8 protein-coding genes, 4 tRNA genes and 2 rRNA genes are annotated in these 15503 nt (G+C 58.5%); all 14 read left to right on the forward strand.

The genetic code is table 11. The annotated features are described in order from the left end of the window. Positions 1–317 precede the first annotated feature (317 nt). A 23S ribosomal RNA gene (locus tag ACPTTF_RS01330) occupies positions 318–3199 on the forward strand. Positions 3200–3353: 154 nt separating this feature from the next. Then, positions 3354–3466: ribosomal RNA gene (gene rrf, locus ACPTTF_RS01335) — 5S ribosomal RNA — on the forward strand. Positions 3467–5826: 2360 nt separating this feature from the next. Continuing rightward, a tRNA-Tyr gene (locus ACPTTF_RS01340) sits at positions 5827–5912 on the forward strand. 43 nt (positions 5913–5955) lie between these two features. Next, positions 5956–6029: transfer RNA gene (locus ACPTTF_RS01345), tRNA-Gly, on the forward strand. A gap of 24 nt (positions 6030–6053) precedes the next feature. Then, a tRNA-Thr gene (locus ACPTTF_RS01350) sits at positions 6054–6128 on the forward strand. A gap of 66 nt (positions 6129–6194) precedes the next feature. Then, positions 6195–7385 carry an elongation factor Tu gene (gene tuf, locus ACPTTF_RS01355; RefSeq protein ID WP_011350666.1) on the forward strand — a complete coding sequence of 397 codons (1191 nt, stop codon included), beginning with the start codon at positions 6195–6197 and terminating at the stop codon, positions 7383–7385. A 59-nt stretch (positions 7386–7444) separates the two neighbouring features. Next, positions 7445–7520, forward strand: a tRNA-Trp gene (locus tag ACPTTF_RS01360). A 43-nt stretch (positions 7521–7563) separates the two neighbouring features. After that, entirely contained in the window at positions 7564–7944 is a 381-nt protein-coding gene (gene secE, locus ACPTTF_RS01365; RefSeq protein ID WP_006482892.1) for a preprotein translocase subunit SecE, read from the forward strand. Position 7945: 1 nt separating this feature from the next. Further along, positions 7946–8503: a transcription termination/antitermination protein NusG gene (gene nusG, locus ACPTTF_RS01370; protein ID WP_006400672.1), complete on the forward strand. Its 558-nt coding sequence runs from the start codon at positions 7946–7948 to the stop codon at positions 8501–8503. A 141-nt stretch (positions 8504–8644) separates the two neighbouring features. Then, positions 8645–9076, forward strand: coding sequence for a 50S ribosomal protein L11 (gene rplK, locus ACPTTF_RS01375; RefSeq protein WP_006477201.1), 432 nt, complete (start codon positions 8645–8647; stop codon positions 9074–9076). After that, positions 9077–9775, forward strand: coding sequence for a 50S ribosomal protein L1 (gene rplA, locus ACPTTF_RS01380; RefSeq protein WP_006482906.1), 699 nt, complete (start codon positions 9077–9079; stop codon positions 9773–9775). Positions 9776–10070: 295 nt separating this feature from the next. Then, positions 10071–10568 carry a 50S ribosomal protein L10 gene (gene rplJ, locus ACPTTF_RS01385; RefSeq protein WP_021161756.1) on the forward strand — a complete coding sequence of 166 codons (498 nt, stop codon included), beginning with the start codon at positions 10071–10073 and terminating at the stop codon, positions 10566–10568. Positions 10569–10631: 63 nt separating this feature from the next. Further along, a complete protein-coding gene (gene rplL / locus ACPTTF_RS01390) occupies positions 10632–11006 on the forward strand; it encodes a 50S ribosomal protein L7/L12 (protein ID WP_047899578.1) in 375 nt (124 codons plus the stop codon). A 377-nt stretch (positions 11007–11383) separates the two neighbouring features. Next, positions 11384–15490: a DNA-directed RNA polymerase subunit beta gene (gene rpoB, locus ACPTTF_RS01395; RefSeq protein ID WP_423370068.1), complete on the forward strand. Its 4107-nt coding sequence runs from the start codon at positions 11384–11386 to the stop codon at positions 15488–15490. Positions 15491–15503: the final 13 nt, after the last annotated feature.

The raw sequence follows: 15503 nt of genomic DNA on the forward strand, positions 1-15503 counted from the left end.
CGATGAACCGAGAATTTTGCATTGGCGATTGAGCCAGTCAGAGTGATATGAGTAACACCATATCGGCTGTCGTTCTTTAACAATCTGGAAGAAGTAAGTAATTTGGATAGCGGAAGCGTCTTGAGATGGACGTGAAAACTATCCGGGTTGTGATTGTATCGATGTATCTCAAGATGATTCGAACTCTATGTTTGACTCAATTGGAATACGGCACAACGCGAGAACTCAACCTGTAGCGACTGTCGTCCCCTCGGGGATGGGGTCCTCGTAAGCGCTAAAGCGCTAACGATGACCGACATGAGACAGACTCGTTATAGGGTCAAGCGAACAAGTGCATGTGGTGGATGCCTTGGCGATCACAGGCGATGAAGGACGCGGTAGCCTGCGAAAAGCTACGGGGAGCTGGCAAACAAGCTTTGATCCGTAGATGTCCGAATGGGGAAACCCACTCCTTTTGGAGTATCCATGGCTGAATACATAGGCCATGCGAAGCGAACGCGGTGAACTGAAACATCTAAGTAACCGCAGGAAAAGAAATCAACCGAGATTCCCAAAGTAGTGGCGAGCGAAATGGGATGAGCCTTGTACTCTTTATTTGTATTGTTAGCCGAACGCTCTGGAAAGTGCGGCCATAGCGGGTGATAGCCCCGTAGGCGAAAACAGTATGAAAGAACTAAGTGTACGACAAGTAGGGCGGGACACGTGAAATCCTGTCTGAAGATGGGGGGACCATCCTCCAAGGCTAAATACTCGTGATCGACCGATAGTGAACCAGTACCGTGAGGGAAAGGCGAAAAGAACCCCGGGAGGGGAGTGAAATAGATCCTGAAACCGCATGCATACAAACAGTCGGAGCCTCGTAAGGGGTGACGGCGTACCTTTTGTATAATGGGTCAGCGACTTACGTTCAGTAGCAAGCTTAACCGTATAGGGCAGGCGTAGCGAAAGCGAGTCCGAATAGGGCGTTCAGTTGCTGGGCGTAGACCCGAAACCAAGTGATCTATCCATGGCCAGGATGAAGGTGCGGTAACACGTACTGGAGGTCCGAACCCACTAACGTTGAAAAGTTAGGGGATGAGCTGTGGATAGGGGTGAAAGGCTAAACAAACTTGGAAATAGCTGGTTCTCTCCGAAAACTATTTAGGTAGTGCCTCGTGTCTCACCTTCGGGGGTAGAGCACTGTCATGGTTGGGGGGTCTATTGCAGATTACCCCGCCATAGCAAACTCCGAATACCGAAGAGTGCAATCACGGGAGACAGACATCGGGTGCTAACGTCCGGTGTCAAGAGGGAAACAACCCAGACCGCCAGCTAAGGTCCCCAAATATAGCTAAGTGGGAAACGAAGTGGGAAGGCTAAAACAGTCAGGAGGTTGGCTTAGAAGCAGCCACCCTTTAAAGAAAGCGTAATAGCTCACTGATCGAGTCGTCCTGCGCGGAAGATGTAACGGGGCTAAGCTATATACCGAAGCTGCGGATGCGTGCTTTGCACGCATGGTAGGAGAGCGTTCTGTAAGCCTGCGAAGGTGTCTCGGAAGGGATGCTGGAGGTATCAGAAGTGCGAATGCTGACATGAGTAGCGATAAAGGGGGTGAAAGGCCCCCTCGCCGTAAGCCCAAGGTTTCCTACGCAACGTTCATCGGCGTAGGGTGAGTCGGCCCCTAAGGCGAGGCAGAAATGCGTAGCTGATGGGAAGCAGGTCAATATTCCTGCACCATTGTTAGATGCGATGGGGGGACGGATCGCGGAAGGTTGTCCGGGTGTTGGAAGTCCCGGTCGCTGCATTGGAGAAGGCACTTAGGCAAATCCGGGTGCGTAATTCAAGGGTGTGGCGCGAGCTCCTTAGGGAGCGAAGCAATTGGAAGTGGTTCCAAGAAAAGCCTCTAAGCTTCAGTCTAACGATGACCGTACCGCAAACCGACACAGGTGGGCGAGATGAGTATTCTAAGGCGCTTGAGAGAACTCGGGAGAAGGAACTCGGCAAATTGGTACCGTAACTTCGGGATAAGGTACGCCCTTGTAGCTTGATGCCCCTGCGGGCAAAGGGTGAAGGGGTTGCAATAAACTGGTGGCTGCGACTGTTTAATAAAAACACAGCACTCTGCAAACACGAAAGTGGACGTATAGGGTGTGACGCCTGCCCGGTGCCGGAAGATTAAATGATGGGGTGCAAGCTCTTGATTGAAGTCCCGGTAAACGGCGGCCGTAACTATAACGGTCCTAAGGTAGCGAAATTCCTTGTCGGGTAAGTTCCGACCTGCACGAATGGCGTAACGATGGCCACACTGTCTCCTCCCGAGACTCAGCGAAGTTGAAGTGTTTGTGATGATGCAATCTACCCGCGGCTAGACGGAAAGACCCCATGAACCTTTACTGTAGCTTTGCATTGGACTTTGAACCGATCTGTGTAGGATAGGTGGGAGGCTATGAAACCGGAACGCTAGTTTCGGTGGAGCCGTCCTTGAAATACCACCCTGGTTTGTTTGAGGTTCTAACCTTGGCCCGTGATCCGGGTCGGGGACAGTGCATGGTAGGCAGTTTGACTGGGGCGGTCTCCTCCCAAAGCGTAACGGAGGAGTACGAAGGTACGCTAGGTACGGTCGGAAATCGTGCTGATAGTGCAATGGCATAAGCGTGCTTAACTGCGAGACCGACAAGTCGAGCAGGTGCGAAAGCAGGTCATAGTGATCCGGTGGTTCTGTATGGAAGGGCCATCGCTCAACGGATAAAAGGTACTCTGGGGATAACAGGCTGATACCGCCCAAGAGTTCATATCGACGGCGGTGTTTGGCACCTCGATGTCGGCTCATCTCATCCTGGGGCTGTAGCCGGTCCCAAGGGTATGGCTGTTCGCCATTTAAAGAGGTACGTGAGCTGGGTTTAAAACGTCGTGAGACAGTTTGGTCCCTATCTGCCGTGGGCGTTGGATATTTGAAGGGGGCTGCTCCTAGTACGAGAGGACCGGAGTGGACGAACCTCTGGTGTACCGGTTGTCACGCCAGTGGCATCGCCGGGTAGCTATGTTCGGAAGAGATAACCGCTGAAAGCATCTAAGCGGGAAACTCGCCTTAAGATGAGATATCCCTGGGGACTAGATCCCCTTGAAGGGTCGTTCGAGACCAGGACGTTGATAGGTCAGGTGTGTAAGCGCAGTAATGCGTTCAGCTAACTGATACTAATTGCCCGTAAGGCTTGATCCTATAACAAGTCTGCCTTGTAGATCGGCGCCGTGCGACAGCACCGGCCGCAAGATCCAGAGCGACAAGTTGGATTCTCGTGTGTGATACACACAACCTAAATTACTGCTTCTTCCAAGATTGGTTGTGCTGCGAAGCAGCGCAACAACCCTCTTTGCCTGATGACCATAGCGAGTCGGTCCCACCCCTTCCCATCCCGAACAGGACCGTGAAACGACTCTACGCCGATGATAGTGCGGATTCCCGTGTGAAAGTAGGTAATCGTCAGGCTCCCTAAGCCAGAAACCCCCGCCCGAAAGGCGGGGGTTTTTGCATTTCGGCGGCGGAAATGCGCGGGGGAGTGGGACGGGCGGCTAGGCTGCAGCTCGAGCTGGGGCCGAGGTGCCGATTCTCCAGGATTGCCATCCACTGGATGGCGCAAAAGGTGGGCGGGCCGATCGGCCTGGCCTCGCACCGCTAGCCGGCGCGGGCCGAGACCACCATTCAAACATCCAGCCACCCGCTGTTCACGACAATGGTGATCAGGTCGAGCGGCGACCTCAGCGCGTACCCGACTGCCTCTCGCCGCAGGAGGTGGTCGACTCGATCGGCCTGGCCTCGCACCGCTATCCGGCGCTGGCCGGGACCACCATTCAAACATCCAGCCACCCGCTGTCCACGACAATGCTGATCAGCTCGAGCGGCGACCTCAGCACATACCTGACTGCCTCTTGCCGCAGATTTGAGTGTTGCTGGTTGCGGCCTGGAGCGGCATCGCCAACTGCTCGATTACCGGTTATCGTGCGCCGTTTATCGATGTATTGAGTTCATCCTCAGCCAAAAATCAACTTTGCGATTTCGTACCCAAAGGGCGGGGCTGGCGGTCCCCGGCACGCCCGTGAGCGGTCGGCGTGATCCGGGTAACGAGTCGTGTATTCCTGGCGTTTGGCGTGTTTTGGCGTGTTTTGGCGCGTAAGCGCGGAGCGACTGTTGCCACTCGAGAGCGCGAAGTCGGATTGCACCCAAAACGACATCGTGTAGTCATTATGAGTCTTTTGTGTCTCAACTTGTCGCATCCTCTCTCAAGCTGACTCGCGCGAAGAAACGGCCGCGTGCGGCCCGACGCACGGAAACCCTCGACGCGTAGCGCGAACCGAACGTACGCGAGTTCCTCAATCGGATGGCGTCGGAAATCCGCGCTGTTCCTTTTTTGGTGAGCGCGGGCTGCATGTCTCTCAACATGTAGATTTCTTTGACGAGTGAATAGGCGGCGCCACCAAGGCAGTCTCGCCCATCGCCCATCGCCCATCGCCCATTTGCGCGAAGGGCGTGCCGCCCGCGTCGACGCTGGTCGATCGCCCTGCGCATGCGGTACCCGGATCGCTGAGTGCGGAGTCATCGCCCGGCGAAAACCGAGGCGTCGTGTTCCGACCTTGATCTCGAGTCAGCGAGGGCAGAGCTGGGCAGCGAGCGGTGGTCGTTGACGACCGGATGTCGCACGCCAGCTTTCCCGTGTTTTCGGATGAATGCGGCGCGGAGAGCGCGCCGGTGTCGAGTCGCACGCAGGTATTGGCGTTTAGCTGCACGGGGCGGGCATCGTACGGGCATGCGGGATGTGTCGCGGATTCGCCGCGATAGGTTGACCAGATGCTGGCGTTGGCCGGTTTGCGCGACGCCAAAACGCATTGGGCAGCGCACGGCAGAATGTTCGTCGAGATTGCTGCAACAAGCCTGGGCGGCAGCCGTTGGCGCGGCCTTATGCCGTCGCCAAGTAACGGCTGCTATGCGTCGATCCAGGCTGGGCTGCCCAATTCATTTGGCGACGCGCCATCACAGGCGCCGGAGGCGTTGAGGTCCGTCGACGCACTGTTGCTCAACCACGCATGGGCGATCGCATCCTCAGTCCACGAGGGCGCGTCAATCGAATCGAGGCACTCGGCAGTGAGCGCGGGCTTGAACCTGCCATATGCGGCGAGCGCCGCAGTTGCTGGCGGTCGTCTTTGGTGTGCGCCGGTAAGTCAGGGCCTGCTGACAGAACTGGGCGATCATGCTCAAGCGACACCAGGCGCTTGCCGGGCCGGTGGCATATCCGGTCAAAACCATGAAGACCATAAAAAGGGCGGACAGACGCATGAGGATCCGAGTCGCGAGGGGCGAGCAGGAGACACGGGATCGTATCCCGCCTGTCGCTGAAGTTGGCCAAGGCTAGCGCCGCGACCAAGATTTCTCGTTGGATGCCTCGGCGCGAACTCCTGGTGCGACTGCTGCGAACCGCTCGAAAGCCTTGTCGCGTATAGCGCGGCGAGTCTGGCCAGGTGACCCGTGAAATCGGCAGTGAAGTCCCGCGAGATATCTGAAACAGATCATTGAAGTCGCCCGGCACGAAATTTGCGAAAATTTGCGTCTACCCGCTTGGCAGAGTGCTCAAGAGGTCGTATGATGGCGGTCTTTCGTTTTCAGCGTAGATGCAGATCGACGTTGAGGGCGGAGTCTGACGAAGATGTGGCACTGATCGGTAGCACCCATGCTTGCCTTAGCCGGGCAAGGGCGGGAGATCGGTGGTTAGGTAGGTGTCGGGAAGAGAGTGAAAATAATCTTCCGGATGTGCTTGACAGAGGTGCGATGCACCCCCATAATCGTCAGTTCTCTACGGAGGGGTGCCCGAGTGGCTAAAGGGGGCAGACTGTAAATCTGTTGGCTTACGCCTACGTTGGTTCGAATCCAACCTCCTCCACCAAGATATCAGCGCAGTGAGCGGTAAGGAATCGTTTGTGGCCCGTGCGGGTGTAGCTCAATGGTAGAGCAGAAGCCTTCCAAGCTTACGACGAGGGTTCGATTCCCTTCACCCGCTCCAGACCGCGAAGTTGAAGCGTAAAGCGCCCATGTGGCTCAGTGGTAGAGCACTCCCTTGGTAAGGGAGAGGTCGGCAGTTCGATCCTGCCCATGGGCACCAGCAGTACAAAGTCAGTGTCTTGTTTGCGCGCGGCGCAACCTGTGAAATTCCTTTTGGGAGTCGAAAATGGCCAAGGGTAAATTCGAGCGGACCAAGCCGCACGTGAACGTTGGTACGATTGGTCACGTTGACCACGGCAAGACGACGCTGACGGCAGCGATCACGACGGTTCTGACGAAGAAGTTCGGCGGCGAAGCGAAGGCATACGACCAGATCGACGCGGCACCGGAAGAAAAGGCGCGCGGCATCACGATCAACACGGCACACGTCGAGTACGAAACGGCTAACCGCCACTACGCACACGTCGACTGCCCGGGCCACGCTGACTATGTGAAGAACATGATCACGGGCGCAGCGCAGATGGACGGCGCGATCCTGGTTTGCTCGGCAGCAGACGGCCCGATGCCGCAAACGCGTGAGCACATCCTGCTGGCGCGTCAGGTTGGCGTTCCGTACATCATCGTGTTCCTGAACAAGTGCGACATGGTGGACGACGCTGAACTGCTCGAGCTGGTCGAGATGGAAGTTCGCGAACTCCTGTCGAAGTACGACTTCCCGGGCGACGACACGCCGATCGTGAAGGGTTCGGCGAAGCTGGCGCTGGAAGGCGACACGGGCGAGCTGGGCGAAGTGGCGATCATGAGCCTGGCCGACGCGCTGGACACGTACATCCCGACGCCGGAGCGTGCAGTTGACGGCGCGTTCCTGATGCCGGTGGAAGACGTGTTCTCGATCTCGGGCCGTGGTACGGTTGTGACGGGTCGTGTCGAGCGCGGCATCGTGAAGGTCGGCGAAGAAATCGAAATCGTCGGTATCAAGCCGACGGTGAAGACGACCTGCACGGGCGTTGAAATGTTCCGCAAGCTGCTGGACCAAGGTCAGGCAGGCGACAACGTTGGTATCCTGCTGCGCGGCACGAAGCGTGAAGACGTGGAGCGTGGCCAGGTTCTGGCGAAGCCGGGTTCGATCACGCCGCACACGCACTTCACGGCTGAAGTGTACGTGCTGAGCAAGGACGAAGGCGGCCGTCACACGCCGTTCTTCAACAACTACCGTCCGCAGTTCTACTTCCGTACGACGGACGTGACGGGCTCGATCGAGCTGCCGAAGGACAAGGAAATGGTGATGCCGGGCGACAACGTGTCGATCACGGTGAAGCTGATCGCTCCGATCGCGATGGAAGAAGGTCTGCGCTTCGCAATCCGCGAAGGCGGCCGTACGGTCGGCGCCGGCGTCGTCGCCAAGATCATCGAGTAAGCCAGTTATTCGTTGATCGACAGTTTTGGGGCTGGTAGCAGCCAGCCCCAACATGGTTTAGGGGTATAGCTCAACTGGCAGAGCGTCGGTCTCCAAAACCGAAGGTTGGGGGTTCGATTCCCTCTGCCCCTGCCAAAAAATAGCCACGTGTCCTACGTGGCATTTGTTTTAAGGTGTTATGGCGAATCCATCCGTCGAAACTGTAAATACCTCCGGCGATAAGCTGATGCTGGCCCTGGGCGTATTGTTGGTCTTGGCCGGATTCGTGGGCTTCTTCTGGCTGGCCAATCAGCAGTGGTATGTCCGCGGTGCCGCGTTGGCGGTAGGTATCATCGCCGGCGTGGCCGTCGGGCTGATGTCCGCCCCTGGCAAGAGCCTCATCGCCTTTGCCAAGGATTCGTACAAGGAAGTCCGGAAGGTCGTTTGGCCCACCCGCAAGGAAGCAACGCAAACCACACTCGTCGTGTTCGGTTTCGTGCTCGTAATGGCGATTTTCCTCTGGTTGAGTGACAAATCGATCGAATGGGTGATTTTCTCGGCGATTCTGGGTTGGAAATGATATGAGCGATACTCCGGCATCCCCGAGCGGAAAGCGATGGTACGTCGTGCACGCCTACTCCGGTATGGAGAAGAGCGTGCAACGTGCGCTTCAGGAGCGCATCGAACGTGCTGGCATGCAGGACAAATTCGGTCAGATCCTGGTTCCGACCGAAGAAGTGGTCGAAGTCAAAGGCGGCCACAAGGCAGTAACCGAGCGTCGATTCTTCCCCGGCTACGTGCTGGTGGAAATGGAAATGACGGACGAAACGTGGCACCTCGTGAAGAACACCGCGAAGGTGACCGGTTTCGTTGGCGGTGCGCGTAATCGCCCGACCCCGATTTCCCCGAAGGAAGTCGAGAAGATCATGTCGCAGATGCAGGAAGGCGTCGAAAAGCCGCGCCCGAAGACCCTGTTCGAAGTCGGCGAGATGGTGCGTGTCAAGGAAGGCCCGTTCACGGACTTCAACGGCACCGTCGAAGAAGTCAACTACGAAAAATCGCGCGTGCGTGTGTCGGTCACCATCTTTGGCCGATCCACTCCGGTTGAACTCGAGTTCGGCCAGGTCGAAAAAGTTTGATCCCGATTCGGTGGGCAGCCTCGGCTGCCCACCTTCGCGCTTACGGCCCGCGTCATGGCCGTTGAGGAGCGTCAGTAGCCAGCGGCGAACGCGCGTTATTACTCACCGAACGCCCTTCCGGCGTTCCAATGAGGTTCACAAATGGCAAAGAAGATTATCGGCTTTATCAAGCTGCAGATCCCTGCAGGTAAAGCCAACCCGTCGCCGCCGGTCGGTCCGGCACTGGGCCAGCGCGGCCTGAACATCATGGAGTTCTGCAAGGCGTTCAACGCGCAGACTCAAGGTATGGAGCCGGGTCTGCCGGTGCCGGTGGTCATCACGGCATTCGCTGACAAGAGCTTCACGTTCGTGATGAAGACGCCGCCGGCGACCGTCCTGATCAAGAAGGCGGCGAAGGTGGACAAGGGCTCGAGCAAGCCGCACACCGACAAGGTCGGTTCGATCACGCGCGCTCAAGCTGAAGAAATCGCAAAGACCAAGATGCCGGACCTTACGGCAGCTGATCTGGACGCAGCCGTTCGCACCATCGCTGGTAGCGCACGCTCGATGGGCATCACTGTGGAGGGCGTGTAAATGGCTAAGATCTCCAAGCGCCGTCAGGCATTTGCCGCCAAGGTTGATCGTCAGAAGCTGTACGCGATCGAAGACGCACTGAGCCTCGTGAAGGAATGCGCGAGCGCGAAGTTCGACGAGTCCATCGACGTCGCAGTCCAGCTCGGCATCGATGCGAAGAAGTCGGACCAGGTCGTTCGTGGTTCGGTCGTTCTGCCGGCAGGTACGGGCAAGTCGGTTCGCGTTGCGGTGTTCGCGCAAGGCGAGAAGGCTGAACAGGCACGTGCAGCGGGCGCGGAAATCGTCGGTATGGAAGACCTGGCCGAGCAGATCAAGGCTGGCCAGATGGACTTCGACATCGTGATCGCTTCGCCGGACACGATGCGTATCGTCGGTACGCTCGGCCAGATCCTCGGCCCGCGCGGCCTGATGCCGAACCCGAAGGTCGGCACGGTCACGCCGGACGTCGCAACCGCCGTCAAGAACGCGAAGGCTGGTCAGGTGCAATTCCGTGTCGACAAGGCCGGTATCATCCACGCGACCATCGGCCGTGCATCGTTCGAGCCGACCGCACTGCGTTCGAACCTGTCGGCACTGATCGAAGCGCTGCAGAAGGCCAAGCCGGCAACGAGCAAGGGCGTCTACCTGCGCAAGATCGCACTGTCGAGCACGATGGGCGTTGGCGTGCGTGTCGACCAGGCTACGCTGGCAGCACAGTAAGCAAGTATTCGGGTCGCTTCGTTCGCGAAGCGGCCTACATGGGCTTTGGGCGGTTGTTCGTGCAGCAAGGCGGGCAACCGGTTATCAAAGACCGTTGGTGGGGCGCAGCAGTCAGGTGATCCCTTAATTCAAGCCAACGCAGATGGCGAACCCGAAAAAGTTTTGCAGTGGTGAAGCCGCAGGTCATGAAGCGATTCGTGGCATGAGGTGGAAATACTCCTAACGAGGTCGGACGCCGTTGTTGAACGAGGTACGTGAGGTTTCGTGCCGAACGTATCGTTTCTGGAGGCTAACCGTGCCGCTTAATAGAGAAGACAAGCAAGCCGTCGTCGCTGAGGTTTCCGCGCAAGTCGCGAAGGCCCAGACCGTTGTGCTGGCTGAGTATCGTGGAATTGCGGTTGGCGATCTGACCAAGCTGCGCGCGAAAGCGCGTGAGCAACAGGTTTACCTGCGCGTGTTGAAGAACACGCTGGCGCGTCGCGCTGTCGAAGGTACGCCGTTTGCTCCGCTGGCAGAGCAGATGACTGGTCCGCTGATCTACGGCATCTCGGAAGATGCAATTGCTGCTGCTAAGGTCGTCAACGACTTCAGCAAGAGCAATGACAAGTTGGTCATCAAGGCTGGTTCGTTCGATGGCAAGGTGATGGACAAGGCTGGCGTGCAAGCGCTGGCAAGCATCCCGAGCCGCGAAGAACTGCTCTCGAAGCTGCTGTTCGTTATGCAATCGCCTGTTTCGGGCTTCGCGCGTGCTCTGGCCGCGCTGGCCGAGAAGAAGCAAGCGGAAGCTGCGTAATCGAGCGTGCATCAGCGTCATTGATCGCTGGCTGTATCCGAATTCAATTTAGGAGTATTTCAAATGGCAATCGCAAAAGAAGACATCCTGGCAGCAGTCGAAGGGATGACCGTTCTGGAACTGAACGAACTGGTCAAGGCGTTCGAAGAGAAGTTTGGCGTGTCGGCAGCTGCAGTGGCAGTCGCTGGCCCGGCAGGCGGCGGCGCTGCTGCTGCTGCTGAAGAACAGACCGAATTCACGGTCGTTCTGGCTGAAGCAGGCGCCAACAAGGTTTCGGTCATCAAGGCCGTTCGTGAACTGACGGGCCTGGGCCTGAAGGAAGCGAAGGACCTGGTTGACGGCGCACCGAAGGCTGTCAAGGAAGGCGTCGCTAAGGCTGCTGCTGAAGAAGCGAAGAAGAAGCTGGAAGACGCAGGCGCGAAGGCCGAAATCAAGTAAGTTTCGGCGCGCTGTGCGAAGGCTGGCGGTATTTTCACCGCCAGCCTTTTTGTGCTTTGTGGGGACGTTATTCTGGCACTCATTCGGGAGCCCGAATAATCGGCCCCAGAGGCCAAAGAAAACCGCCTAATCGGTGTCGTTGGTCACGATTGGCGTTTCTCTTTGTCTTCTGAAGCGACTGCAGAAGGCAAGTTTGGTCGGGTAGCGGGCAACACAGGCATCCGCTGCCGTCAGCCAGCGGTTGGTAGCGGCCAACCACCAAGCTTCTCGGCTCGTTCAAGCCGTCGGACGGCCATCGGGTCTCAGTCGGTGAACACTCGGGTTTGAAACGTCCAGGTATTCCGCCTCGATAGCACCCGCCGTGATTCGGAGATCGTATGCAATATTCCTTCACCGAGAAGAAGCGCATTCGCAAGAGTTTCGCGAAGCGCCCCATCGTTCACCAAGTTCCTTTCTTGCTGGCTACCCAGCTTGAATCATTCAGCACGTTTCTGCAAGCCGATGTGCTCGCGACGCAACGCAAGCCTGAAGGTTTGCAGGCTGCGTTCACATCGGTATTTCCCATTGTTTCGCACAACGGCTTCGCGCGCCTCGAGTTCGTGAGCTATGCGCTGTCCTCGCCGGCATTCAACATCAAGGAATGCCAGCAACGAGGCCTGACGTACTGTTCCGCGCTGCGCGCGAAGGTGCGCCTTGTCATCCTCGACAAGGAATCGCCGAACAAGCCGGTCGTCAAGGAAGTGAAGGAGCAGGAAGTGTACATGGGCGAAATTCCGCTCATGACGCCGACGGGCTCGTTCGTCATCAACGGCACCGAGCGTGTCATCGTCTCGCAGCTGCACCGTTCGCCGGGCGTGTTCTTCGAGCACGACAAGGGCAAGACCCACAGCTCGGGCAAGCTGCTGTTCTCGGCGCGGATCATTCCGTACCGCGGTTCGTGGCTCGACTTCGAATTCGATCCGAAGGACATCCTGTACTTCCGCGTCGACCGCCGCCGCAAGATGCCGGTTACGATCCTGCTGAAGGCCATCGGCCTCACGCCGGAACAGATCCTCGCGAACTTCTTCGTGTTCGACAACTTCACGCTGATGGACGAAGGCGCGCAACTCGAGTTCGTGCCCGAGCGCCTGCGCGGTGAAGTCGCGCGTTTCGACATCACGGATCGCGACGGCAAGGTCATTGTCCAGAAGGACAAGCGGATCAACGCGAAGCACATTCGCGACCTCGAAGCCGCGAAGACCAAGTTCATCTCGGTGCCGGAAGACTATCTGCTCGGCCGCGTGCTGGCGAAGAACGTCGTCGACGGCGACACCGGCGAAGTGATCGCGAGCGCGAACGAAGAAGTCACGGAAAGCGTGCTCGAGAAGCTGCGCGAAGCGGGCATCAAGGACATCCAGACGCTCTACACGAACGATCTGGACCAGGGCCCGTACATCTCGTCGACGCTGCGTGTCGACGAAACGACCGACCGGACCGCCGCGCGCATCGCGATCTACCGCATGATGCGTCCGGGCGAGCCGCCGACCGAAGAAGCGGTCGAGGCACTGTTCAACCGTCTGTTCTACAGCGAAGAAGCGTACGACTTGTCGAAGGTCGGCCGCATGAAGTTCAACCGCCGCGTCAGCCGTGACGAGATCACCGGCCCGATGACGCTGCAGGACGACGACATCCTCGCGACGATCAAGATCCTCGTCGAGCTGCGCAACGGCAAGGGCGAAGTGGACGACATCGACCACCTCGGCAACCGTCGCGTGCGTTGCGTCGGCGAATTGGCGGAAAACCAGTTCCGCGCAGGTCTCGTGCGTGTCGAGCGCGCGGTCAAGGAACGCCTCGGCCAGGCCGAAAGCGAAAACCTGATGCCGCACGACCTGATCAACTCGAAGCCGATTTCGTCGGCGATCCGCGAGTTCTTCGGTTCGTCGCAGCTGTCGCAGTTCATGGACCAGACCAACCCGCTGTCGGAAATCACGCACAAGCGCCGTGTTTCCGCACTGGGCCCGGGCGGTCTGACGCGCGAGCGCGCAGGCTTTGAAGTCCGCGACGTGCACCCGACCCACTATGGCCGCGTGTGCCCGATCGAAACGCCGGAAGGTCCGAACATCGGCCTGATCAACTCGCTCGCACTGTACGCGCACCTGAACGAGTACGGCTTCCTCGAGACGCCGTACCGCAAGGTCGTGGACAGCAAGGTGACCGACCAGATCGATTACCTGTCGGCGATCGAGGAAGGCCGTTACATGATCGCGCAGGCGAACGCCGCGATCGACGAGAACGGCACGCTGATCGACGAACTCGTGTCGTCGCGTGAAGCCGGCGAAACGATGATGGTCACGCCGGATCGTATCCAGTACATGGACGTCGCGCCGTCGCAGATCGTGTCGGTTGCAGCCTCGCTGATCCCGTTCCTCGAGCACGACGATGCGAACCGTGCATTGATGGGTTCGAACATGCAGCGTCAGGCCGTGCCGTGTCTGCGTCCGGAAAAGCCGGTCGTCGGTACGGGCATCGAGCGCACCTGCGCGGTCGACTCGGGTACGACGGTTCAGGCGTTCCGCGGCGGCGTCGTCGACTATGTCGACGCAGGCCGTATCGTGATTCGCGTGAACGACGACGAAGCGGTCGCAGGTGAAGTCGGTGTCGACATCTACAACCTGATCAAGTACACGCGTTCGAACCAGAACACGAACATCAACCAGCGTCCGATCGTGAAGATGGGCGACAAGGTCTCGCGCGGCGACGTGCTGGCCGACGGCGCCTCGACGGACCTGGGTGAGCTCGCGCTCGGCCAGAACATGCTGATCGCGTTCATGCCGTGGAACGGCTACAACTTCGAAGATTCGATCCTGATCTCGGAGAAGGTGGTTGCGGACGATCGCTACACGTCGATCCACATCGAAGAGCTGAACGTCGTTGCACGCGACACGAAGCTCGGGCCGGAAGAAATCACGCGCGACATCTCGAACCTGGCGGAAGTCCAGCTCGGCCGTCTCGACGAATCGGGCATCGTGTACATCGGTGCCGAAGTCGAAGCGGGCGACGTGATGGTCGGCAAGGTCACGCCGAAGGGTGAAACCCAGCTGACGCCGGAAGAGAAGCTGCTGCGCGCGATCTTCGGCGAGAAGGCTTCGGACGTGAAGGACACGTCGCTGCGCGTGCCGTCGGGCATGAGCGGCACCGTGATCGACGTCCAGGTATTCACGCGTGAAGGCATCCAGCGCGACAAGCGTGCGCAACAGATCATCGACGACGAACTGAAGCGCTATCGTCTCGACCTGAACGACCAGCTGCGCATCGTGGAAGGCGACGCGTTCCAGCGTCTCGCACGCATGCTCGTGGGCAAGGTCGCGAACGGCGGTCCGAAGAAGCTCGCGAAGGGCACGAAGATCGACCAGGCTTACCTGGAAGACCTCGACCACTACCACTGGTTCGACATCCGCCTGGCGGACGACGAAGCAGCGGCGCAGCTCGAAGCGATCAAGAACTCGATCGAAGAAAAGCGTCACCAGTTCGACCTCGCGTTCGAAGAGAAGCGCAAGAAGCTCACGCAAGGCGACGAACTGCCGCCGGGCGTGCTGAAGATGGTCAAGGTGTACCTTGCGGTGAAGCGTCGTCTGCAGCCTGGCGACAAGATGGCAGGCCGTCACGGTAACAAGGGTGTCGTGTCGAAGATCGTCCCGATCGAAGACATGCCGTACATGGCCGATGGCCGTCCGGCTGACGTCGTGCTGAACCCGCTGGGCGTTCCGTCGCGGATGAACGTGGGTCAGGTTCTGGAAGTGCACCTCGGCTGGGCCGCGAAGGGCCTCGGCTGGCGTATCGGCGAAATGCTGCAGCGTCAGGCGAAGATCGAGGAAATGCGCGTGTTCCTGACGAAGATCTACAACGACTCGGGCCGCCAGGAAGATCTGGAAAGCTTCACCGACGAAGAGATCCTCGAACTCGCGAAGAACCTGCGCGAAGGCGTGCCGTTCGCAACGCCGGTGTTCGACGGTGCGACCGAGGAAGAAATGGGCAAGATGCTCAACCTCGCGTTCCCGGACGACATCGCTGAACAGCTCGGCATGAACCCGTCGAAGAACCAGGTCCGTCTGTACGACGGCCGCACGGGTGAAATGTTCGAACGTCGCGTGACGCTCGGCTACATGCACTACCTGAAGCTGCACCACTTGGTCGACGACAAGATGCACGCGCGTTCGACCGGCCCGTACTCGCTCGTCACGCAGCAGCCGCTGGGTGGTAAGGCGCAGTTCGGTGGCCAGCGTTTCGGTGAAATGGAAGTGTGGGCGCTCGAAGCGTACGGCGCGTCGTACGTGCTGCAGGAAATGCTGACGGTGAAGTCGGACGACGTGAACGGCCGGACCAAGGTGTACGAAAACCTGGTCAAGGGTGATCACGTCATCGATGCAGGCATGCCGGAATCCTTCAACGTGCTCGTGAAGGAAATCCGCTCGCTCGGTATCGATATCGATCTCGACCGCAATTAATCGGACTACGGAG

The sequence above is a fragment of the Burkholderia crassaminum genome (assembly GCF_964265005.1).
In the GTDB taxonomy this organism is placed as follows: Bacteria; Pseudomonadota; Gammaproteobacteria; order Burkholderiales; family Burkholderiaceae; genus Burkholderia.

What these genes read in the sequence shown, in the direction of transcription:
- tuf (WP_011350666.1), top strand. Translation starts at nt 6,195, where the DNA reads ATGGCCAAGGGTAAATTCGAGCGGACCAAGCCGCACGTGAACGTTGGT.
- secE (WP_006482892.1), top strand. Translation starts at nt 7,564, where the DNA reads ATGGCGAATCCATCCGTCGAAACTGTAAATACCTCCGGCGATAAGCTG.
- nusG (WP_006400672.1), top strand. Translation starts at nt 7,946, where the DNA reads ATGAGCGATACTCCGGCATCCCCGAGCGGAAAGCGATGGTACGTCGTG.
- rplK (WP_006477201.1), top strand. Translation starts at nt 8,645, where the DNA reads ATGGCAAAGAAGATTATCGGCTTTATCAAGCTGCAGATCCCTGCAGGT.
- rplA (WP_006482906.1), top strand. Translation starts at nt 9,077, where the DNA reads ATGGCTAAGATCTCCAAGCGCCGTCAGGCATTTGCCGCCAAGGTTGAT.
- rplL (WP_047899578.1), top strand. Translation starts at nt 10,632, where the DNA reads ATGGCAATCGCAAAAGAAGACATCCTGGCAGCAGTCGAAGGGATGACC.
- rpoB (WP_423370068.1), top strand. Translation starts at nt 11,384, where the DNA reads ATGCAATATTCCTTCACCGAGAAGAAGCGCATTCGCAAGAGTTTCGCG.